At 57.6% G+C, this 22,556-nt stretch carries 22 protein-coding genes; 12 read left to right on the top strand and 10 right to left on the bottom strand.

All coding sequences use genetic code 11. The annotated features are described in order from the left end of the window. The first annotated feature begins 23 nt into the window (after positions 1-23). The 7 genes from I5192_RS04075 (at position 24) to I5192_RS04045 (ending at position 6,787) form a co-directional block, all read left to right on the top strand. Positions 24-1,040 (top strand): Gfo/Idh/MocA family protein, encoded by a 1,017-nt coding sequence (locus I5192_RS04075; RefSeq protein ID WP_223117819.1) that lies wholly within the window; start codon positions 24-26, stop codon positions 1,038-1,040. Further along, the gene (locus I5192_RS04070; protein ID WP_223117818.1) at positions 1,037-2,038 is read left to right on the top strand and encodes a Gfo/Idh/MocA family protein; all 1,002 of its coding nucleotides are present in this window, start codon (positions 1,037-1,039) and stop codon (positions 2,036-2,038) included. The genes I5192_RS04075 and I5192_RS04070 overlap by 4 nt, the downstream gene beginning before the upstream one ends. Further along, a complete protein-coding gene (locus tag I5192_RS04065) occupies positions 2,035-3,087 on the top strand; it encodes a Gfo/Idh/MocA family protein (protein ID WP_223117817.1) in 1,053 nt (350 codons plus the stop codon). Before I5192_RS04070 ends, I5192_RS04065 begins: the two co-directional genes overlap by 4 nt. After that, positions 3,084-4,265 (top strand): mannonate dehydratase, encoded by a 1,182-nt coding sequence (gene uxuA, locus I5192_RS04060; protein ID WP_223117816.1) that lies wholly within the window; start codon positions 3,084-3,086, stop codon positions 4,263-4,265. Before I5192_RS04065 ends, uxuA begins: the two co-directional genes overlap by 4 nt. A gap of 224 nt (positions 4,266-4,489) precedes the next feature. Continuing rightward, positions 4,490-5,380, top strand: a complete 891-nt coding sequence (locus tag I5192_RS04055) for an NAD(P)-dependent oxidoreductase (RefSeq protein WP_223117815.1) — start codon at positions 4,490-4,492, stop codon at positions 5,378-5,380. 11 nt (positions 5,381-5,391) lie between these two features. Further along, the gene (locus I5192_RS04050; RefSeq protein ID WP_223117814.1) at positions 5,392-6,255 is read left to right on the top strand and encodes a sugar phosphate isomerase/epimerase; all 864 of its coding nucleotides are present in this window, start codon (positions 5,392-5,394) and stop codon (positions 6,253-6,255) included. Positions 6,256-6,367: 112 nt separating this feature from the next. Continuing rightward, complete coding sequence (locus I5192_RS04045) at positions 6,368-6,787, top strand: secondary thiamine-phosphate synthase enzyme YjbQ (protein ID WP_223117813.1); 420 nt, start codon at positions 6,368-6,370, stop codon at positions 6,785-6,787. 30 nt (positions 6,788-6,817) lie between these two features. Here the strand turns inward: I5192_RS04045 and I5192_RS04040 are convergent, their stop codons facing one another. The 8 genes from I5192_RS04040 to I5192_RS04005 form a co-directional block, all read right to left on the bottom strand. Continuing rightward, entirely contained in the window at positions 6,818-7,588 is a 771-nt protein-coding gene (locus I5192_RS04040; RefSeq protein WP_170612569.1) for an SDR family oxidoreductase, read from the bottom strand. After that, positions 7,585-8,625 (bottom strand): zinc-binding dehydrogenase, encoded by a 1,041-nt coding sequence (locus tag I5192_RS04035; RefSeq protein WP_170466255.1) that lies wholly within the window; start codon positions 8,623-8,625, stop codon positions 7,585-7,587. Before I5192_RS04035 ends, I5192_RS04040 begins: the two co-directional genes overlap by 4 nt. Beyond that, positions 8,622-9,722, bottom strand: coding sequence for a mandelate racemase/muconate lactonizing enzyme family protein (locus tag I5192_RS04030; RefSeq protein WP_223117812.1), 1,101 nt, complete (start codon positions 9,720-9,722; stop codon positions 8,622-8,624). The genes I5192_RS04035 and I5192_RS04030 overlap by 4 nt, the downstream gene beginning before the upstream one ends. Then, entirely contained in the window at positions 9,722-10,717 is a 996-nt protein-coding gene (locus I5192_RS04025) for an ABC transporter permease (RefSeq protein ID WP_223117811.1), read from the bottom strand. Before I5192_RS04025 ends, I5192_RS04030 begins: the two co-directional genes overlap by 1 nt. A 3-nt stretch (positions 10,718-10,720) precedes the next feature. Next, entirely contained in the window at positions 10,721-11,698 is a 978-nt protein-coding gene (locus tag I5192_RS04020; RefSeq protein WP_170512694.1) for an ABC transporter permease, read from the bottom strand. Then, positions 11,683-13,218: a sugar ABC transporter ATP-binding protein gene (locus I5192_RS04015; RefSeq protein WP_255612040.1), complete on the bottom strand. Its 1,536-nt coding sequence runs from the start codon at positions 13,216-13,218 to the stop codon at positions 11,683-11,685. Before I5192_RS04015 ends, I5192_RS04020 begins: the two co-directional genes overlap by 16 nt. A gap of 67 nt (positions 13,219-13,285) precedes the next feature. After that, positions 13,286-14,260 carry an ABC transporter substrate-binding protein gene (locus I5192_RS04010; protein ID WP_170635328.1) on the bottom strand — a complete coding sequence of 325 codons (975 nt, stop codon included), beginning with the start codon at positions 14,258-14,260 and terminating at the stop codon, positions 13,286-13,288. Between the two features lie 54 nt (positions 14,261-14,314). After that, positions 14,315-15,772 carry an aldehyde dehydrogenase family protein gene (locus tag I5192_RS04005; protein WP_255612135.1) on the bottom strand — a complete coding sequence of 486 codons (1,458 nt, stop codon included), beginning with the start codon at positions 15,770-15,772 and terminating at the stop codon, positions 14,315-14,317. Positions 15,773-15,947: 175 nt separating this feature from the next. On the opposite strand from I5192_RS04005, the gene I5192_RS04000 reads away from it, so the two are divergent. Both I5192_RS04000 and I5192_RS03995 read left to right on the top strand, forming a co-directional pair. Then, positions 15,948-17,048: a LacI family DNA-binding transcriptional regulator gene (locus tag I5192_RS04000; RefSeq protein ID WP_255612039.1), complete on the top strand. Its 1,101-nt coding sequence runs from the start codon at positions 15,948-15,950 to the stop codon at positions 17,046-17,048. Between the two features lie 10 nt (positions 17,049-17,058). After that, positions 17,059-18,696: a GMC family oxidoreductase gene (locus I5192_RS03995; RefSeq protein WP_223117809.1), complete on the top strand. Its 1,638-nt coding sequence runs from the start codon at positions 17,059-17,061 to the stop codon at positions 18,694-18,696. A 140-nt stretch (positions 18,697-18,836) separates the two neighbouring features. On the opposite strand, the gene I5192_RS03990 is transcribed toward I5192_RS03995, so the two are convergent. Both I5192_RS03990 and I5192_RS03985 read right to left on the bottom strand, forming a co-directional pair. Further along, positions 18,837-19,148: a cupin domain-containing protein gene (locus tag I5192_RS03990; protein WP_223117808.1), complete on the bottom strand. Its 312-nt coding sequence runs from the start codon at positions 19,146-19,148 to the stop codon at positions 18,837-18,839. 35 nt (positions 19,149-19,183) lie between these two features. Next, positions 19,184-19,864 (bottom strand): GntR family transcriptional regulator, encoded by a 681-nt coding sequence (locus tag I5192_RS03985; protein ID WP_170734665.1) that lies wholly within the window; start codon positions 19,862-19,864, stop codon positions 19,184-19,186. Positions 19,865-20,124: 260 nt separating this feature from the next. On the opposite strand from I5192_RS03985, the gene I5192_RS03980 reads away from it, so the two are divergent. From I5192_RS03980 to I5192_RS03970, 3 genes are all read left to right on the top strand, one after another. After that, positions 20,125-20,910, top strand: a complete 786-nt coding sequence (locus tag I5192_RS03980; protein ID WP_255612038.1) for an SDR family NAD(P)-dependent oxidoreductase — start codon at positions 20,125-20,127, stop codon at positions 20,908-20,910. A gap of 51 nt (positions 20,911-20,961) precedes the next feature. Further along, complete coding sequence (locus I5192_RS03975) at positions 20,962-21,945, top strand: TRAP transporter substrate-binding protein (RefSeq protein WP_170565640.1); 984 nt, start codon at positions 20,962-20,964, stop codon at positions 21,943-21,945. 114 nt (positions 21,946-22,059) lie between these two features. Next, positions 22,060-22,548, top strand: a complete 489-nt coding sequence (locus I5192_RS03970; RefSeq protein WP_255612037.1) for a TRAP transporter small permease — start codon at positions 22,060-22,062, stop codon at positions 22,546-22,548. The last annotated feature ends 8 nt before the right edge of the window (positions 22,549-22,556 follow it).

The raw sequence follows: 22,556 nt of genomic DNA, 5'->3' as shown, positions 1-22,556 counted from the left end.
GACCGTGTGATCCGGGGGAATGAATGAATATTGCGCTGATTGGTTTGGGGATGGTTTCGGGCACGCATGTCGCTGCCATTCAAGCATCGGATCAAGGCCTCAGTCTTGCCGGCGTCCTCGGGCGCAACTGTGAAAAAGCAGCTGAGTTCGCGCAGCGAAAAGGCACCCGCGCATTCGGCTCGATCGAGGAAATCGCAGACGACCCAAACGTCGACTTTGCGATCATCGCAACACCGCCCGATCAGCGCTCAGAGTTGGTTCGGGTTCTTTCGAGCGCTTCGAAACCGATCCTGATGGAAAAGCCCATCGAGAGAACGCTGGGCGCCGCGACAGCCATCGTCGAGCAGTGCGAGGTAACCGGTGTGCCGCTGGGCATCGTCTTTCAGCACCGCGCCCGCGCCGCCTCGCAGGCGCTGAAATCAGCCATTGAACAGGGTGAGCTGGGCGCGATCGCCACGGTGGAGATCCGTGTCCCCTGGTGGCGCGATCAGAGCTACTATGACGAGCCGGGTCGCGGCACTTATGCGCGCGACGGAGGCGGTGTCATGATCTCGCAGGCAATCCACACGCTTGATCTTGCGATGTGGCTGCTGGGGCCGATCTCGGGCATTCAAGCCATGATGAGAAAAACTCCGTTACACGTTCTCGAAGCTGAGGATTGGGCAGGTACAATCTTTGAAATGGATAACGGCGCAGTGGGCACTATGATGGCGACTACTGCCGAATATCCCGGGGCCGCTGAGTCCATTACCATCCAAGGCACACGCGCCAAAGCGCATTTGGAGTCAGGTGTCCTGACCTTAACGACTTTCGATGGTCATAAATCCACGGTTGGCGAAACGTCCGCCACAGGCGGAGGGGCCGATCCCATGGCGTTCACCCATGCTTGGCATCAGGCGGTCATCGAGGATTTCGCCAAGGCTGTTGCCGATGGCACGCTGCCCATGGCCACCGGACGCAGTGCCCTTTTGACCCACGCCGTCATAGACGCGATGCAGATCGCCAATCGAACCGGCCAGAAAACACGAGTCATCTCATGAGCCTGACCTGCGTCGCCCTTGGCCTGGACCACCGCCATATCTATGGCATGACGGAAAACATGCGTAAAATCGGCGTGGACTGCGTTGGCTACTGGACACAAGGCGATCCGGAAACGCTACCGGGCTACGTCAAAAGGTTTCCCGATATTCCGCGGCTGGCCCGACTGGAAGACGCCCTAACCAGTGGGGCGGATCTGGCGCTGATTTCGGCAATACCGGCAGATAGGGCCGCGTTGACGATCCGCGCCATGCAAAACGGCATGGATGTCATGAGCGACAAGCCGGGCTGCACGACGTTCGAGCAACTCGACCAGATCAAGCGAGCTGTCGCCGACACCGGTAGAATCTGGTCGGTGAATTTTTCCGAACGATTTGAAACGCCCGTCAGCACCCGGGCGACCGAGTTGGTCGAGTCCGGTGCCATCGGGCGCGTGATCCAGACGGTTGGGCTTGGCCCGCACCGATTAAACCGGGCAACCCGGCCGGATTGGTTTTTTCAGCGTGACCGCTATGGCGGCATTCTGACCGACATCGCCTCGCATCAAATCGATCAGTTCTTGCATTACACAGGTTCGAAAACCGCAGAACTCACGAGCGCTTATGTGGCGAACTACGCAAACCCCAAAGATCCCGGATTGCAGGATTTCGGAGAACTCAATCTAAGAAGCGAGAATGGCACCGGGTACATCCGGGTTGACTGGTTCACGCCGGATGCCTTGCCAAACTGGGGGGATGGTCGTCTGACGATCCTCGGAACCGAAGGATATATCGAGTTGCGGAAATACGTCGATGTGGGTGGGGCCTCAGGGACAGACCATCTGATCCTCGTCAATGGTGAAACCTGCCAAAAGATCGACGCAGCCGACGCCGGCCTTCCCTACTTCGCGCGCCTGGCCGATGACATCCGCAACCGGACCGAAACCGCGATGACACAGACCCACTGCTTTACGGTCATGGAACTGGCACTGCACGCGCAGGAAATGGCGGAACGCAGATGATCAACGTTGCGATCCTTGGCGCAGGTATCGGTGCGCAACATCTGGACGCTCTGGAACGGCTTGACCGCACCTTTCGCGTAGCCGCCGTGGTCGACCAGAATACGGACCGGATCGAACAGATACGGCAGAACTCGGATTTTCGAGCACTAACCAACATTCAGGACGCTCTTGATGATCCGGCGATTGATGTCATCGACATCTGCCTGCCGCCCCATCTGCATGTACCGACCACCCTTGCAGCACTGGCCGCAGGAAAACACGTTGTCTGCGAAAAGCCTCTTGCGACCTCGATGCAAGATGTGGATCGGATCACGGCAGCCATACGCAGCGCGGGCAAGCAGGTGTTTCCGGTGTTTCAATACCGGTGGGGGCCGTCACTGGCCCAACTGCGCCACCTGCAACGCGCAGGCCTGACCGGAGCGGTCCAAACTGCCGCGCTTGAGACCCATTGGTCCCGAGGGGCAGACTATTACGCGGTGCCGTGGCGGGGAACATGGGCTGGTGAACGCGGCGGCGCAGTGCTGGGCCATGCCATCCACAACCATGATCTGCTGACTCATATCGCGGGTGATGTCGCCTGGGTGTCTGCGATGGCCACAACGCGGGTAAACCCGATCGAGACCGAAGACTGCGCCGCGATCTGCTTTGGTATGACTTCCGGAGCTTTGTGCACAAGCAATATCACCCTGGGCGCCGCCACGGACGAAACCCGCCTGCGGCTAGTCTTTGAAAAGGTGACCGCCACCTCTGGCACCGAACCCTATGACCCGGGTCAAACGCCCTGGACATTCGTCGCGCGAGACCCTGTGTATCAAGCCGCTATCGACGAGGCCCTTGCAGCCGCCACTGACGAGCCAACAGGTTTCGAAGGGTTCTTTACCGAAGTCGGCAGGGCGCTGCGGTCCGAGGCAAATTCGGCCGTTACGCTGAAGGATGGCGCTGCATCCATCGGCCTTGTGACAGCGATTTATCACGCGGCGCGCACCGGGCAGCGCGTTGCTCTTCCCATCAGGTCCGATCACCCGCTGTATGAAGGATGGCTGCCATGAAACAATGCTGGCGTTGGTTCGGACCCGATGATCCGATCGCCCTTGCCGCTCTCCATCAAGTCGGGGTTCAGGGCATCGTCACCGCGCTGCATCACATCCCGCCGGGACAGCCCTGGGACGAACCAAGCATCGCCGATCGGCAAGCAGTTCTGGCTACTGCCGGGTACAGTTGGGACGTTGTCGAAAGCCTGCCCGTCTCCGAGGCGATCAAAACACAGTCCGCAGACATGGCTGAACATCTGCAGGCGTATAAGTCCAGCCTCAGGTCCCTGTCCGCCCGTGGCATCAAAATCGTTTGCTACAACTTCATGCCAATCCTGGATTGGACGCGCACCGCCCTTCGCGCACCGCAGCCTCACGGCGGAACGGCCATGCTGTTCGACCTGACCGATTTTGCTGCTTTCGACATACATATTCTTGAACGTCCGGGCGCGTCCGAAGACTATTCCAGCGTCGTCCAGCAAACGGCCAAGGATCGCTTCTTGCGCATGTCGGATGAATCCAAGGCCCAGTTGCAACACAATGTCACTGCGGGGTTGCCCGGCGCCAACGATCAGTGGAGCGTGCAGGACGTGCGCGCTTTGTTGCAGACCTATGCACATATCGACCGTGACCGGCTTCGCGCAAACCTGATCGACTTCCTGTCAGAAGTCGCCCCAGTCGCCCAAGAACTGGAACTACGCTTGTGCTGTCATCCAGATGATCCGCCGTTCTCGTTGCTTGGTCTGCCGCGGATCATGTCCAGTACCGATGACTACGGCGCCGTTCTGGATGCGGTTGATTTGTTGGCGAACGGCGCAACATTGTGTACCGGATCGCTGGGAGTTTCCCCCGAATTTGATGGGCCGGACTTCGTGCGCAGGCATGGCGACCGAGTTCACTTTGTCCATCTGCGGAATACCAAACGCATCGCCGGATCAGACAGCCAGAAACCGGACTTCTATGAGGCCTCGCATCTGGAGGGCGACACCGACATGGTCAGCACAATTCGCGAACTGATGAACGAACAGCGCCGCCGCAAATCCCAAGGGCGTTGCGACTGGCAAATTCCGATGCGGCCCGACCACGGACAAGAACTGCTGAGCGATCTGGGTGGACACAGTACTCCCGGCTATCCGTTGATCGGGCGTATGCGCGGGCTTGCGGAACTGCGCGGCATCATGGCGGCGTTCTCCTAACGCGTCGGATCAGGCGGTTTCTTTTCGCCCGCAACACTTCTATGCTTGCCTGAGCGCCGCATTCTTCGTTTAATTGCTATACGTAAACGGGCAGCGGGGTGTCTTCCGGACTCGCCCGACGTCTGTAAAAGACGCGTGAAACTCCCGCGAAAACCGATGCGATTGGGCATCATTTTTCGAAACGTCTGCCATACGGCAATGGCGAAATATCGGGAGGAGTCCAAATGAAAACTGCAGGCGTAATAGGTCTTGGCGACATGGGCAGCGGCCTTGCCAAGAACCTGATCAAGAATGGCTTTGAAACATCAGGTTTCGACCTGAGCGAGACGCGCATGACGGCATTTGCTGACATGGGCGGCCGGCCCAAGGACAGCGTGGGACAGGTCGGTCGACACGCCTCCAGTGTGTTTGTCATGGTGATGAACGGAGATCAGGCCCGCGATGTCATTCTGGGTGAAAACGGGCTGGTTGCGAACATGGCCAAAGGCGGAACGGTCATCCTGTCGGCGACCATTACCCCGGCCGAAGCCCGCGCCATCGGGCAGGATATGGAAGGCTCGGGGATTAACTTAATCGACACGCCGGTCTCAGGTGGGTTTCCCGGCGCGCAGAACGGCACATTGACGATGATGGCTGCCGGTGCTGCGGATGTGCTGGACCGAAATGCAGAAGTCATGCAGGCAGTGTCGGCAACAATTCATCGGGTCGGCGAAAACGTCGGCGACGGGCAAACCGTGAAAGCCTGCCTGCAATCCCTGATCGGATCGATCTTTTCCGCCACATTCGAGGCTGCAGCCCTGGCGGCCAAAGCCGGTGTCAGCGGTCAGGCATTACTTGATGTGTTCTCCTCATCCAGCGCGGGGTGCGGCGTCGTGAATTCCGCCCTTGAAAACATCATTGATCGCAAGTTCGAGGCCACCGGCAGCCATATCGCAACCATGCACAAGGACCTGACGATCTCGCTGGCACTGGCCGGTGCGTTGGGCGTTCCAATGCACACAGCATCATCCGCTATGCAGATCTTTCACGCAGGAAAAACCAAATACCCGAATGGTGACAACTGGGTGTGTACTCGCGTCATCGAAGAAATCGTTGACGCAGAATTGCATCGCTGAGGGGACCGGACATGAAACTAGGTGTGATTTGCGACGGCATTTCCCGCGATTTGCTGCATGCCGTTGACGTGATGGACGAATTCGGTCTGGACTATGCAGAGCTTCAATTCGTTGGCGATGCGGAGGTCGGGGATCATTCCCCGCAGCAAATTGCCGAGATCGACGCGCTTTTGCGCGACCGGGGCAAGCCTGTGTCATGTCTGTCGCGCCATATCTTTGCGGGGATGACAGCTGCCAATAGGCCCGGCGACGACCTCCACACTCGGCATATGGACGCCTTGAAACGCGTAATCGACATGGCGCATGTTGTTGGGTCTCCGCTGGTTCGGATCATGACCCAACGAAAAGAGCAGATACTGTGGGGAAAAAACGGCGCCGAGAAGTGGAACGTAGCGCATGGGGTATGGGACTCGATGCCGCCGCTGATCGCGCCGGCGGTTGAACTGGCAAGAGCTGAGGGCGTGACGCTTGTCGTGGAAACCGGAAACGGCACGCTGGTCAATTCCAACTATACAGCCCGCAAGCTGATTGACGAGTTGGACGCAAAAGACTCTTTGAAAGTGCTGTGGGACCCCGGAAACAACTGCTGGTGCCATGAACTGGCATATCCGGACGGTTATGAAGAACTGCGCGGCGGCTATCTGGGTCACATTCACATCAAGGACGTGAAGGTCGACACGCCACGGGCAACGCTGGAAGTGCGCCGCATGGGGGAAGGTCAGCTTGCGCCTTTGTTCCAACCCATCGCGGACGCGCTTAGATCCGACGGCTATGATGGCGTCATTTCTTTCGAAAGCGTTTATCACCCCGGCAACGGGAACTTCGAAGATGGTTTTCGTCTGTGTGTGGACCAGTTTAAAAGCCTGTTTGCATGAACTTACAGTCAATATGCGTTCAAAATCAAAAGTTTGACCCCCATTGCTGAATGCCAAATGGGGTGTAGAAAGCTGGGCGCGTTCGCGTGAAATCAAGGAAAGGGCCTGCTGGATGAAGCAAGAGTTTTTCGAGCTGTCGATTGAAACGCCGGGCAAATCCCTCATCGACATCAGCAGGATCGTTCAGCGTGCGGTGTCCGAACACGAATTTGTCTCCGGCCTGTTGACCCTTTGGTGCGTCCACACCGGTGCCGCGCTGTTGGTGCAGGCCAATGCCGATCCCGAAGTGCTCAAGGATATCGAGACGTTCTTCGAGAAACTCGTGCCCAAGTCACCAGGCAAGTATCACCACCGCCCGACCGAGGACGACAACGCTCCATCGCATCTGCGGGCGCTGTTGACGCAAACTCAGTTATCGATCCCGGTCGAACAGGGGCGGCTTCCGCTGGGTCGCGTACAAAGCCTGTACCTGTTCGAACATCGGGAAGCACCCAAGGCACGCCGATTGAAGGTGCACTACATCGGGACGTGATGCCTTGGATCACATGGAGCGTTGGCAGTGCTAACGCCCCATCCAGCCCCCGTCGACTACGAGGATTTCACCGTTGACGTAGTCCGACGCAGCCGAGGCCAGAAAGACCACCGGTCCCGCAAAATCAACAGGCGTACCCCAACGGCCTTGGGGTGTTCGTTCCAGGATCGACTTCGACCGTACCGGATCATCCCGCAGGGCTTGGGTGTTGTCGGTCGCGATGTAGCCAGGCGCGATCGCATTCACGTTTACGCCCTGCCCGGCCCATTCGTTGGCCAAGGCTTTGGTCAGCTGTCCAATCCCGCCTTTCGAGGCCGCATAGCCCGGAACGGTGATGCCACCCTGAAATGTCAGCAGCGATGCAGTGAAGATAATCTTCCCCGAGCCGCGCGCCAGCATGTCCTTGCCGATCTCGCGTGACAGAACGAACTGCGAGGACAGGTTCACCTCCATCACTTCGTCCCACCAGTCGTCCGGGTGTTCGGCGGCGGGTTTGCGTTTGATCGTGCCGGCATTGTTGACAAGTATATCAGGGGTTTGTCCGTCGGCCCTCAACTGATCAATGAACCCATGCAGCGCGGCGCGATCCGAAAAGTCGCATTGGTAGGCCCGGAAATTGCGTCCCATCGCCGTCACGGCTTTTTCGACATCCGAGCCAGACAACTCGAGCGAGGCGGACACTCCGATGATATTGGCTCCGGCCGATGCCAATGCTTCGGCCATACCGCGCCCGATACCGCGTTTGCACCCGGTCACAAGGGCCGTCTTTCCCGTCAGGTCGAAACTTTGCAAAACACTCATGAACGCGGTCCTACTTCGATCAGGCTTTTCATTGCGGTTGGGCTGCGATCCAGTGCTTCGAACGCGGCCTGGATGTCTGCCAGAGGGCTGACGTCCGTGATCACAACATCCGCGTCCACTCCGCCCGAGGCGACAACTGCAATGGCTTTCTCGTAATCCTCTGGCTCATAGACCCGAGCACCGATCAGTTGCAGCTCTCGCCAGAAGAACTGGAACAGGTCGATCTGGGGCTTTTGAGCATGGATCGCGACCATTACGATCCGGGCCCGAGTCGCGGCAACGGCGGTCATTGCATCGACACCGGGCTGCGTTCCTGACACCTCGAAAACCACATCTGCCCCTTTGTCGCCCGTGCGCGCGTTGATTGTGGACACCAGATCGGTTTCGATTGGGTTGATCGTGTCAAAGCCAAGTTTTTCAGCAATCGCAAGACGGTTCGGATTCACTTCGGAAATTACGACATTTCCACCCGCGTCCCGCGCAACCATGGCAACCAGGATGCCAATCGGGCCGCCGCCGATAACGACAACGTCCTCTCCAGGTTGCAGGTCAGACAGCCGCACATCGTGGCAGGCAACGGCAACCGGCTCGATCAGCGCCGCATGATCCATGCGCAAGTCATCCGGCAGAACGTGCAACGTGTGGGCCGGAACAGTCCAGATCTCTTGCATAGCGCCATCGGTGTCGAGGCCGAGAAACTTGAGATTCTGACAGATATGCTGATGCCCCCGCTTGCAAGCTGGGCATTCTCCGCAGTGATCAAGCGGTCGGACAACGACCTTCTGGCCGGGTTCGACCGTATCGACGCCCTCGCCCACCGCTTCGACCACACCTGACATCTCATGCCCAATCACCCGGTTCAGGCCGACGCGGGCATCCATGTTGCCGTGGTAGACGTGCATATCCGTCCCGCAAATCCCACAATAGGCAACACGAATGGCAGCCTCGCCGGGACCCGGATCTGTCGCTTGAGCTTGCTCTACTGCAAAGCTCTTTTTACCCCTGTAGTATGCGGCAGTGATCGTCTGGGTCGTCATCTATGCATCTCCTTGTGTTCCGCATTCAATTTGTCCCAGTCGAATTCCACTCCGGTTCCCGGGGTATCCGGGGCCACGGCCAGACAGTCTTCGACAACTAGTGGACGGGTCGTGTACTGGTCTATCGGGAATGAGTGTACTTCTAGCCAGCCTGCGTTGGGTTGCGCAGAAACAAGGCTGACGTGCAGCTCCTGCATCCCATGACTGCAAACCGGAATGCCGTGCTGTGCGCTTAGCGCGGCCACGCGCAGCCAGCCGGTGATTCCACCGCAGTTTGAGGCATCGGGCTGGACAAAACTCAGTTTCGCGTCATCAAAGGCGTATTCAAATTCGTGTATGGTGTGCAGGTTTTCACCCATGGCAAGGGGAACGCCCGTCGCTTCGACAATCCGACCATAACCTTTGTAATCGTCTGGAATAGTCGGTTCCTCGAACCACAGGATATCGCAGTCGGCGAACCCTCTGGCAGCGACGATGGCCTGTTCGACACTCATAGAGTAATTCGCATCGACCATGAAGAACCGGTCCGGCCCCAGCATCTCGCGCACCGCCCGGGCACGTGCAAGATCGTCGGCCAGGTCTGGTTGACCGACCTTGATCTTGACTGCGTTGAACCCACGCGCAAGGTACCCTTCGGTCTGACGCAGCAGTTTCTCCAACGAGAAATTCAGGTCGATCCCGCCGGCATAGGCCTTGCACCTTTTCGACGCTCCACCGGCCATCTGCCACAATGGCGCATTCTGCGTTCTGCCGCGAATATCCCACAGTGCAATATCCACGGCCGAGATGGCAAACGAGGCGATCCCGCCCCGTGCCACGTAGTGCACGTGCCACTGCATGGCATCGTACAGGCTTTCGATCTGTTCGGCGTCTTGTCCAACAAGGAACGGTGCCAGGTCATGCTTGATCATCGCCAGAATGGCGTGACCACCCTTTCCCCCGGTATAGGTATACCCGACCCCCTCGACCCCATCCGAGGTTTGAATGGTGACCGTGATCAATTGAAAAAACGTGTGATCCCCATGTTTGGCATCGACTAGGACTTCGGCGAGCGGAACGTTGAACAGCCGCGCTGATACACTTTCTATGCGATTCATTAACCTAAGACCTTCTGCTGCCTGGCAATAACCCGAGACTGTAAAAGGATGACCGCAAATAGAAAGCCTCCACGTATGACCATTTGCCAATAGGCACTGAAACTGATGGTGCCCTGACCGTTTTCAAAGTTTAGAACGTTGAAGACCAGCCCCAGCAACAGCGCGCCGGCGACGGTCGCAGGGATCGATCCCATCCCACCCGTCAACAAAGTGCCGCCTACAACCACAGAAGCGATGGCTGACAATTCCCATCCGATGCCTTCAAGGGGTTGCCCAGCTCCAAAACCCGAGGCAAGAAAGACTCCGGCCAGCCCCGCACAGCCACCCGACAGCAGGTAGACAAAAGCCTTGGCGCGATTGACCTTCAGACCCATGAGGTTCGAGGCATCCTCGCTGCCGCCGATCGCCAAGACGGTCCGCCCGATGGTTGTTCTTTCCAGCACCAGCCAAAGTGCCAGAGTCAGTCCGGCCACGATGACGATCGCCCATGGGAACAGGCCAAACGCCTGCCCCATGCCAAGCTTGGTGAAGTTCGACCCCCAATCGACCGAAATTGTCTGGGCGCCCGAAATCACCAACGCGCCGCCTTTTGCAGCCAGCATGGTGGCCAGCGTGGCGATGAAGGGCGGGATCCGAAGGATGATTATGCAAAAGGCGTTGATCGCCCCGAAACCAACCCCGGCAAGAACGGCCCCCGGCAACGCAACCTGAATCCCATACGGGCTGAGATAGGCCGCAACAACCGAGGTAAAGGCTGCCACGGATCCGACCGACAGATCAATCCCGCCGGTCATGATCACAAAACACATGCCCAGCGCAATCGCGATGAACATCGCGTTGTAATTCAGGAAAGACGAGAAATTGTAGGCGCTGCCAAAGTTGTCATAGCGCATCAGCCCGAACAGAATCAAAGCCAGCAGTGCGATCCACGCCGTCACCGAGGCCGAATTACGTCGAAGGTATTTTCGCAGGTCAAAAGCCGTTTCATCCAACATCGTTTAAGCCCTCCGAAACTGCTGGACCCAAACGGCCAGGATAATGATGACGGCCTTGGCGATCAGTGCAACTTCGTCCTCTACCCCGTTGGCCAACAATGTATATTTGACCAACTGGATGATGACGGCACCCAGTATGGCACCAAAGATCGGCGCTCGCCCGCCTTGCAAAAGAGCCCCGCCAACAACCGCGGCCGCGATGGCATCAAGCTCCATCAGATTGCCGTTGCGCGCGGCGTCCGAGGCCGAGTTGATTGCAACCACGATCAAACCGGCTAGGCCCGCAAGCACCGCGCAGATGACATAGGCCCCGATCTTGACCCGTCGGACGGGACCACCCGACAGATAGGCCGCGCGTTCATTGCCCCCTATGGCCAGCAAGTAACGGCCCCATGTGGTTCTGGTGATCACCCAAAACAGCACACAGGCAATGGCCAGCGCCAGCCAGCCCTGGAACGGCAATCCAAGCACTTTACCAGTTCCAAGATAACTGAATGAAGGGTTTGAAAACGTCTGCAGGTTCCCGTTCGTCAAGACTTGGGCAATACCGCGACCAGAGATGAAGAGAATGAGCGTCGCAACGATGGGCTGCACGTTCAAAACGGCAACCATCACGCCGTTGAATACCCCGCATAGCCCCGCAATGAACAGCGGCAGGACAATGGCCAAAGTGACGCCTAGCATCGGATTGGCAGCGCCCAGATCCGACAGAAAGATCAGCGGAGCAAGCGCCCCCGCCAGCGCCATGACCGCCCCAACCGACAGATCGATCCCACCCGTGGCGATTACCAGCGTCATCCCCATGGCCACGATGGCGATCGTAGCGACCTGGCTGATATTTACGAACAGGGTTTGCAGTTGCAGGAAATTAGGTGTGAAAAACGCGTTGAACACTAATAGTGCGACCAACGCGGCGATGCCGCCGTGAAAGCGAAAGGGCATTGATGCGACACGTTGCGGCAACTTCATTGCGCGGTCCATGAACCAGTTCCTTCTTCATGATGCGCAAGCGCGCGCACCAGTATGTTCTCGGTGACCCCGGGGTTGGTCAGTTCCTTGACCGAGCGTCCCTCGTGCATGACCACGATGCGATCGGCGCCTTCCACCAGCTCTTCGAATTCCGAACTGATGAGGACGACGCCAAACCCCTTCTCGACATAAGACCGAATGAACGATTGGATCTCTCGCTTGGCGCCAACATCCACGCCTCGGGTCGGCTCGTCGAGTATCAGGATGTCGGGCTGCGTCGCCAACCAGCGGGCAAGCAACACCTTTTGCTGGTTGCCGCCGGACAACTCGCGAATGGGCTGGTCCATATGCGCTGCCTTGATGCCCAGATCGTCGATGAACGCCTGAACGATTTCGCGCTCGCGGGCAAAGTCGATCTGACCACGGCTGGCCAGTTTCGGCAGCAGGGCCAGCGTCATGTTCTCGCGCACGGACATGTCTGGAATGATCCCTTCGGCCTTGCGATCTTCGGTCAGAAAGCCGACGCCGTTCGCGATCGCGTCACCCGGTCCGGACGGTTGACCGACCGTGCCATGCAACTCGATTGCGCCGCTGCGTTTCCCGTCCACTCCGAACAAAGCGCGCGCCGCCTCGGTCCGGCCAGAGCCCAGCAATCCGCCCAACCCGACGATTTCCCCACGGTGGAGCGTGAGGTCGAAATGCGTCAGCCGCGGGCCTGTTGAAACAGAGTCCGCCCGTAAAACGATATCGCCTTTCTTGGCCTTGGCACCTGCGAAGTCCGTCAAACCGTCTGCCGCGATCTCATCCTTGTTGCGGCCCAGCATGTCCGCGATCATTTCCAGTTTGGTCGTGTCCTGGACGTTACGCCTGCTGACGGTGCGCCCATCTCGCATCGTTGTGACTCGATCGCATATTTGGAACAGCTCATCGAGGAAATGCGAAACATAAAGAACAGACACGCCCTGTTTCTTCAACTCGCGCACAACACCGAACAGCACCTCGACTTCGCTGGCATCCAGCGACGACGTAGGTTCATCCATGATGACAAGTTTCGCATCCAGCGATACAGCCCGCGCAATTGCAACCAACTGTTGGATCGCTGTCGAGAAATTTCCTAACGGCTCGGTCACGTCGATATCTATGCCAAAGCGCGTAAGCACCTCGCGTGCGCGCCTGTTGCCCTCGCGCCAGTCGACCAGAAAGCCGAGACGTTTGGGCTCGTACCCCATGATGATGTTCTCGGTCACTGACCGCAGCGGTACCAGGTTGAGCTCTTGATAGATTGTGGCAATTCCGGATTCCTGCGCTTCGCGCGGAGTGGAGATGCGGCTCGGCACACCCGCCAGATGAACGTCGCCGGCATCCCGATCGTAAACTCCGGTCAGAACCTTGATCATCGTCGATTTGCCAGCACCGTTCTGGCCGATCAGCGCATGAACCTCGCCGGGCGCGATTTCCAGGTTGGCCTGGCTAAGTGCCGGCACGCCGGCAAAGGACTTTTCAATTCCCGACATCGAGACGAGCGCATTCATGAGATGTCTTCCTCCGATTGCTTGCAGGCGGCGCCGACCACAGGCCAGCACCACCCACCAGGGAGAATCAATAGGCTTCGTCGATGTGATCGGCCGCATTGTCCTTGGTAAAGATGCGATCTTCGACTTTCACCCATTCCGGGATCGTCTCGCCAGCTGCGTATTTATTCATGACTTCACAAGCCAGAGGGCCGAAGAAGGGCGAGCTTTCCACCGTCACCCCCATCTTGCCATCGATAATAGCCTGAAGTGCATCGCGTGTCCCGTCGATCGAAACGATGGTCACGTCCTCGCCGGGCTTGCGGCCGGCCAGTTCCAGAGCCTGGATCGCACCGATCGCCATCTCGTCATTGTGGGCGTAGACCACGTTCACATCGGGGTGCGCCTGCAGCAGGGTTTCCATCACCTGACGACCCAGGTCGCGCGCAAAGTCACCGGTCTGAGAAGCCACGATCTCAAAGCGGTCATCCGCTGCAATCGCGTCGTCGAAACCTTTTTTGCGGTCATTTGCAGGTGAAGAACCAGTCGTGCCCTCCAACTGGACGATGACGCCATTGTCGCCGTCGAAATTCTCCATCAGCCACTGTGCGGCCCGGTTGCCTTGATCAATGAAATCCGACCCAAGGAACGCCACAAAATGCTCGCCCGGCTTGGCAACGGCCGGATCAACCGAGCGGTCCACCAAAAAGGTCGGGATTCCCGCTGCACGGGCCTTCATAACGGCTGGGATCAACGGCTTTTCTTCCCGCGGGGGCAGGAACAGAACGTCGATGCCTTGGGCGATCATGCTGTCCACATCCGCAACCTGCTTTGCCGCAGATCCGGCTGCATCCGTCGCGATAAGGTCCCAGCCGCAGGCCTCGGCCGTATCATGGAATGATTTTGTCTCGGCAATGCGCCACGGATTGTTCGACTCCATCTGCGCAAAGCCGACCTTGTAGCGATCTTTCTGCTCAAGCGGTGGCAGATCCTGCGCTATCGCAGTCGTGCCCAACAGCGCACCCGCGACAACCGTCGAGATCAAAAGAGTTCTGCGTTTCATGGTTATTCCTCCTCCATTGGTGCGGTCGCCTCCGTTTTGACCGCGAGTTTTAGGTCATGCCCAATTCATGTAAGTCGTCTGTTTCCTCAGATAGCCATCGAAGCCATATGCGCCGTCTTCGCCCCCAACCCCGGATAAACCCCAACCGGTGTGAAATCCCTGTACGGCCTCACCATTGGAGCGGTTCAGGTACAATTCGCCGAACTTCAAACGGCTCGGGGCCTCCATCAATCGCCGGTGCGATGCCGTAAAGAGATAGGCAGACAGCCCGAATGATGTGTCATTCGCTACGTCTATCGCCTGATCAAAATCATCGACTCGCATGGCTGTCGCCACAGGGCCAAATACCTCCTCTTGCATCGCGGCATTGCCGTTGTTGGAGACCTCGAGAACCGTCGGGGACATCCAGTGTCCTTTGCGGTGCGCGCTGTCCAACAGGGGCCCGCCTTCCAGATGGACCGTGGCACCTTCCGTGATGCTGCGCTTAATGATTTCGTCGACCTTGGACACCTCGGCCTTGCTGACTTTGGGACCCAGATCGCAGTCCTCCATCGGATCTCCGATCGACAATGCGCGGGCTGCTGTCACGAATTTTTCCAAGAACTGATCCGCAATACCGCGATGCAGATACATACGCTCGTTGCAGGTGCAAATCTGGCCGCAATTGGCAAACCGGGCGGAAATGGCGGCCGAAACAGCAGCGTCAATATCCGCATCCTCCATCACGATGAACGGAGCCTTACCGCCAAGCTCGAGCCGAACAACCTTGATCCGGTCGGCCGCGGCGCGAAAAATCTCTTTACCGGCTCGTGTGCTGCCGGTCATTGTGATCAGTGAGGTATCGGGGTGTTCGACCAACCGCTGCCCTACCACCGGCCCCTTGCCTGTCAGAACATTCAGAACACCGGGCGGAAACCCGACCTTTTCGGCAAGCTCGGCGATCGCGAGACCGGACAGCGGCGTGATTTCGTGCCCCAACAGAACAACAGTATTGCCCGCGACCAGCGCAGGCCCGACTTTCCTGGCGGCCAATGCCAACGGATAGTTCCAGGCCGTCAACGCAACAACAACGCCATAAGGATGACGCCGGATCTGGATTTCCTCGGACTTGTTGTCCGATGCCACTATGTCACCTGAAATCCTCCGGGCCTCCTCAGCCGCATGGCAAAGAAAGGTAACAGCGGCATCAACTTCACTTCGGGCCTGCGTGATCGGCTTGCCCTGCTCGACCGTGATCAGAGCGGCCAGACGCCCGGCGTCAATCCGGATGGCTTCGGCCAACCGCTGAACCAGTCGCGCCCGCTCGATCGCCGGGCGCGAGGACCACGAGCCAAAAGCACGATGGGCCGCCTCGACGGCCGCATCCGCATGAGCGGCACCGCCATCTGGAACTTGCGCAACGATCTCTTCATTTGCAGGGTTCTCGACACCAACCGTGTCCGCGTCAGAGTCGGTAAAGCGGCCATCGATGAACATCGAATGCCGAACCACCTGACCCAACTCCCCCACCACAGACCGCAATTTCGCCTCCCGCGTTTGCTCGGTCAGACCACATTGGCGACCGCACTGCCGATCAAAACACTAATAATATTATTTCGTCAACACTAATATTAATTACTATTCACTAATATTAGTTGCGTGTCCTCCGCATAGTCGATAAAAAGGAAGCGAACAAAAAGGTTGAGCAATGAACGATCAAGCGAACAAGACCGGGCAGCACAGGGGCGTGGGACGAGTCGCGGGCCGGCAGCGCATAACGATGCATGATATTGCACGCGTCGCCGGATGCTCACAGACGACAGTATCGCTGGTTCTAAACAAGAACGATTCCGTCAAAATCTCCGAGGACACAAAGCAAAGAGTCCTGGATGCCGCCAACACGCTTGGATACGCCATGCCCTCTCAACTCAGGAAACCCCAGGACAGCGCGCCTCGACCCTCGGCGTTAGACGGCACCATCGCTTTTGTCGTGGACGATCTGGCGTCGAGCCCCGAAATGGTAAACGCGTTTAATGGCGTGAAACAGGCCGTTCGGGACACGGGAAATCTTGTATTGCTGGCAGAAACCCAAAACGACCCCGAGGTCGAACCCAGAACGCTTAGGTATTTCCTCGACCAACAGGTTGCGGGCATCATTTACGCAACCGTTTTCACCCGGCGGGTGGTCGTTCCGGAAATACTCAGGCAGACCGCAACCCCGGTTCTGCTGCTGAACTGCTTTTGCGACGACCTCTCTTTTCCTGCGGTGATCCCCGGCGAAGTCGCTGCTGGACATACGGCGACCAACGCCCTGATCAAGGCGGGGCACAAACGAATCGCCACCATCACCGGTGAGCCGTTCATGGAATGCGCCGCAGGGCGAACGACCGGGTACAGAAACGCCCTTGCTTCCGCCGACATCCCATTTGACGAGGATTTGGTCATCGAGGGCAACTGGCTGCCCAGCGCAGGCTATGCTGCCACGCGCGAATTGATGGACCTGCCCTCTCCGCCAACCGCCATTTTCTGTCAGAATGACCGAATGGCGATCGGCTGCTATGAGGCGCTCAAGGAACTTGGCCTATCCATCCCCGAAGACATCTCGGTCATCGGATTTGACGATGACGAAACCGCGCGACACCTGTCGCCCCCCCTGACCTCGATGATCCTTCCAACTAGGGCGATGGGACGCTGGGTCATCGAACAGTTGTTCCACGGTCCGACGGATGGTCAGCGACACCCTCTCGTGAAGCTTGAATGCGAACTGGTGGAGCGCGACTCGATCAGCGAACCCAAACGCCGGGCCTGAAGGCGAACTCATGACGGAAACCTTCGATCATATCGTCATCGGCGGCGGCTCTGCCGGCGCAGCCGCTGCAGCGCGACTGGTCAACCAGGGCAAGTGCAGGGTTCTGGTGCTGGAGGCCGGGCATTCGCACCGCCATCCGTTGCTGGACATGCCGCCGGGTATCTTCAAGATGATCAACGGGTCCAAGTTCATGACCTACCACCAGACCGAACCGCAGGACCACCTGGACGGTCGCGTGCATGACATTCCGCAGGCCAACGTGCTTGGTGGCGGGTCGTCTGTGAATGCCCAGGTCTATATGCGCGGCCGCCCTTCTGATTATGACGCGTGGGACGACCTGCTACGACAGACCAACGACGGGGTCGGCTGGGGATGGGATGATGTGCTGCCCTACTTCCGTAGAATGGAAGACAATAACAGGCTTCACAATGACCTGCATGGCAGCAACGGTCCGGTGCAGGTCTCGGATCCGGGGCATATCGACGACATGTCACGTTGGTTTGTTCAGTCGGTGCAGGCCCTTGGCGAACCATTCAACACGGACTTTAACGGCGCAACGCAGCGCGGTGTCGGGTTCTATCAGTTCACCAATCGCGCCGGTAAGCGCAGTTCGTCTGCCTATGCTTTTCTCGCCCCTCTCGAGACGAACCCGAACTTGACCATCCAGCTTGGCGCAACGGTCAGCAAAGTCATCATCGAAAACGATAAGGCCGTCGGCGTGCAGTATCGAGACAAACGCGGAGCCCACACGGTCCGGTGCGATGGTGAAGTTGTCGTTGCGGCGGGCGCTCTGGTGACGCCAAAAATCCTAATGCTATCAGGCATCGGACCTGATGCACATCTTGCCGATCACGGTATTCCCGTGATCTGCCCATTGCCTGGGGTTGGCCAGAACCTGATCGACCATCCCGAAGTTCCAATTACCGCCTTTGCCAACGGTCCCTACGGATACTTCAAACAAGGTGAGGGCTGGCGGATGCTTCGCAACGGCATCCAGTTCAAACTGTTCGGCAGCGGACCGGTGACTTCCGCCGGAGTCGAAGCCGGCGCGTTTGTCAATCCGTTGATTCCTGATGGAGAACCAACCATTCAAGCTTTTTGCGTGCCAATTGTTTATCTGGATCGCGACGCTCTGGACGAGGTGCAGGATGACTTTGGCCTGACCGTTACGACCGTCGTGGTCAAACCGAAATCACGCGGAGAGGTCCGGCTTCGCTCGGCCGATCCTCACGCCATGCCAGTGGTCTCGCCAAACCTTCTGAAGCATGAAGACGACATGCAAGAGATGATCCGGGGGCAGCGGTTCTTTCGCCGGGCATTCACGTCGGGCCCGCTTGCTCAAAGGGTTCGCGAAATCGTCATTCCCACAGCGGACGACGACCAGACGCTACGAGCACATTGCAAGCGATTCGTAAAAACCAACTATCACCCGGCGGGCACTGCCAAAATGGGCCGGGACGGCGACGGAATGGCCGTGCTGGACGCCAGGATGCGCGTGCGCGGAATCGAGAGCTTGCGGGTGTGCGACATGTCAGCCGTGCCCGACATCAACGCCGGCAATACAAACGCACCTGCCATGATGCTGGGCGAACGATGCGCCGACCTGATCCTCGGCATCGGATCAGCCCGCGAGATACGCAATTCCTAACCTGAGCTGCGGCGTCGCCCGTCATTGATCCTATTTCTAACGCAGAATATGGCGTCGCCCTGCCCGACCCACCGAAAATAGACTACCCTGCCTCAATGCGCAGAACGTGGCCAAAGGTCATGGCGCGGACGGAAAACGCCTTACAGAAAATCGTCCCGCCTGGGCGTGAAGCAGTCGATCAACTCTCCGGCAGCCAGGCAAACACAACCATGGCTTACACCGGACGGAATGATCAGGCTGTCACCGGGCACCAACGCTCGCTCCTGATCTCCGATGACAAAGTTGAACCGCCCGGACCGCACAAATGTCGACTGCACATGCGGATGGTCGTGCAACACGCCTTTGGCACCTTCTTCAAACCGGAATGAAACCATCATGAGGTCTTCATTATCCGCCAAAACCTGGCGCGTGACACCTGTGGCAGGTGATACAATCGGATAGCTCTTGGTCATAATGCGAGGTCCTTAGTCAGTTGGCGGCGTTCAATTCACTCGAAATACTCGGCATGTTTCGAGTGAACCTCCTCGATGGTCTTGTCGATGCGGCCCAAATGACGGCGTATCGTCTCGGTCGCAGTCGCCTCGTCGCGGTCTGCTAGCGCTTTTGCCAGCTCAACATGATCCCGAACTAGAATGTCGGCCTCGCTCTCGCGCCCAAGGCTTAGAACGCAAAGGCGGTCGATCTTTCTTTTGCATTCCTGAATCGTGTTGAAGGCCAGCGGGTTGCCGCTCAACTCACAAATCAGCCGGTGAAAGTCATAGTCGAGCTGATGGAACTTCTCGGCTTCGTTCCTTGAAACGACGTCTTTCTGCTGCTTGAGATTGTCCTCCAGCAGCTTCGAATATTCGGGCTTCCAGTTCCGGCATGCAGCGCGCACCACTTCCAACTCGACCGAGAGGCGAACAAAGCGCGCATGACCGATCCGTTCCATAGAAAAACTACGTACCCGCGTGGCTTTCTGTGGTCGGATCAGCAGCAAATCCTGCGCCTCAAGCCTGTTGAAAGCATCGCGGACCGGCTGCCTCGACACTTCGAACTTTTTTGCAATATCTGCTTCGGACAGTTTTGTTCCCGGCAGAATTTCCAGTGAAACGATCGCCTCGTACAAACTCTCATATACGATGTCAGTGGTTGTGCGCCGCTCGATTTTATCCGTAATACTTTGCATTTCCTGCCTTTTTCTGCGCGTGACCAACACCGGCGGCATTCTGGGCCACTAGGCCTCTCCCTCCGATACTCCTCAATGTATCTCCAGCCAATCCATTTAGCACGGGCCGTGCGAAGCCTTTTGTGGCTCCCAAACAAATTTGTTGACAATACTAGTATCCTAGTCGACTACAATAGGCAACACGGCTGAATGCTCGTTAAGGCTCAAAGACCAAAACGGGCGCACTGACTGGATGACCGGGGAGCCAAGGGGGCAAGAAAATGACCGAATTGAACGCTGAACAGATTGGCCCGAACATGGAACTGGCAGGGAAGGTTGCGATCGTAACCGGCGGCGGACGGGACATTGGCCGCGCCTGCGTCATGAAACTGGCCAAGGCTGGAGCGTCGATCGCGATCAACTATCACAGCTCATCTTTGGGTGCGGAATCGGCGGTTCAGGAAATAACGGCTGCCGGAGGTAAGGCGATTGCCATACAGGGCGACATGACCTCCGGTGCGGATGTGGAAAGGCTGATCTCGGAGACTATTGCGACATTCGGACCTCGGATCGACATTCTTGCCCACGTGACCGGCGGATTGCTGGCCCGGAAGACCCTGTCTGAGATGGATATGGAGCATTGGTGCCATGTCATGGACCTGAACACCACTTCTTTTGCCCGCGCTGTTCAGGCCGTGTTGCCGCATATGAAAAAAGGCGGCGCGATCGTCGGGTTTGCGAGTCAGGCGGGGCGTGACGGGGGTGGCCCAGGCGCGGTCGCCTATGCGGCCTCGAAGGGTGCGGTCATGACGATGACGCGTGGATTGGCCAAAGAACTGGGGCCGGACATCCGGGTAAATTCGGTTTGCCCGGGCATGATCGACACCGATTTTCACAATGTCTTCACAAAAAGCGAAGTGCGGACCAACGTGGCCGGCGCCACGCCGCTTAAACGCGAAGGCACATCTGAGGATGTCGCCAATCTGGTCGCCTATCTGGCCTCAGACGCCGCTGCTTTCATTACGGGCGCGAACATCGACATCAACGGAGGCCTGCTCTTTTCATAACCGGCCTTCGCCGGGCATCGAGTCAACTGTCTGTTTTCTAGGGAGGAAAATATGAATATCAAACTGACTAAAACGCTGATGAGCGCCGCGACCGTGGTCGCAATTACCGGGAGCGCATCCTTCGCAGAGGATTGGCGCGGGTGGAATATCCACGTGGATGGTTACCCAAACACCATCGCGATGGACAAATTCGCAGAACTAATTACGGAAAAAACTGGCGGTGAAATCAGCCTTCAAATGTTCCATGGGGGCACGCTGGGCAGTCAGCCCGACGCGGTTGAACAGGTCCGCGCAGGCGCATTGGAAGTCGGCAACTTTAACCTGGGCCCAATTGGCCCGATTGTCGCCGAGGCCAATGTTGTATCGTTGCCCTTTATATTCAAAGACGTCCCGCACATGTTCCGCGTCTTGGACAGTGATGGTGGCGAGGCAATTGCGGCAGGTATGGCAGCCAAAGGCTTGACACCTCTTGCGTGGTATGACGCTGGCGCTCGCTCCTTCTACAACGGAACAAAGGCAATCAACGCACCTGCCGATGTTGAGGGAATGAAAGTTCGGGTCATGAATAATGACCTCTTTACAGGCATGATTTCTGAGCTTGGTGGCAACCCATCGCCAATGGCGTTTGCCGAAGTTTATCAGGCGCTGAAAACCGGTGTCGTCGATGGTGCCGAAAACAACTGGCCATCATACGAGTCAACTGGCCACTTCGAAGTTGCAGGTTTCTATTCGCTGTCTCAGCACCTGATAATACCCGAATGTATCTGCATTAATACCGACACGTTCAACGCACTGTCACCTGAGATGCAGGCCGCGGTTCGAGAGGCAGCTCAGGAATCTGCAAAACTTCAGCGGCAATTGTGGGCCGAGCGCGAAGCAGCCAGCCGTACAGCCGTCGAAGAAGCTGGTGTGGTCGTGAATGAAGTGGCAGACAAAGCCCCGTTCCAAGCGGCTATGGGCCCGGTTTACGAAGCCTACTTTGCTACGAACCCCGATTTACGCCCGCTTGTCGAGACTATCCAGGCGACGGACTGAATTAGCTACATTGGGTCTGATATTGTCCGGTCCCGCACAAGCGGGTCCGGACGACTGATCAAGAGTTGTGAGCCAATGAGTTATTCTTCCCTGCCCCCGACACCTGTACGCAAGATGATCCAGATCCTGGATTGGATCGCCGACGTGTGCCGGGTTTTGACCGGTGTCGCACTGGTTGTCATCACGGTCATATTCGGATGGCTAGTATTTGGTCGCTATGTTCTGAATGCGACGCCGACCTGGGTCGAGCAAGTCGCCTTGCTTCTCGTCATGACAATTGCGTTTCTCGGTGCGGCAGTAGGTGTACACGATAACACACACTTGTCCGTGTCTCTCGTGCGTTCTGCGGTTCCTCCACGTGTGAGAACCATTTTGGTTATCTGCACAGACGTGCTTATGGCTGGGTTTGGCGCCTTGATGCTGTGGTTCGGAGCTCGACTTACGATCTTTAAGTGGGGATCGCTAATCCCATTGATTCAAGTCCCCGAAGGCTTGCGTTCATTGCCTCTCACAATTGGCGGAGGCCTCATATTACTCTTTTCCGTTGGTCATCTAATCCGCCTCTATGTCGGTTTTGACGAGCGCAACGACAGCATCGAATAGAGGCGAAT

It is taken from the genome of Ruegeria sp. SCSIO 43209, assembly GCF_019904295.1.
Lineage (GTDB): Bacteria > Pseudomonadota > Alphaproteobacteria > Rhodobacterales > Rhodobacteraceae > Ruegeria.
The sequence above is the reverse complement of the archived record's forward strand: the minus strand, read 5'-3'. Positions and strand labels throughout refer to the sequence as shown.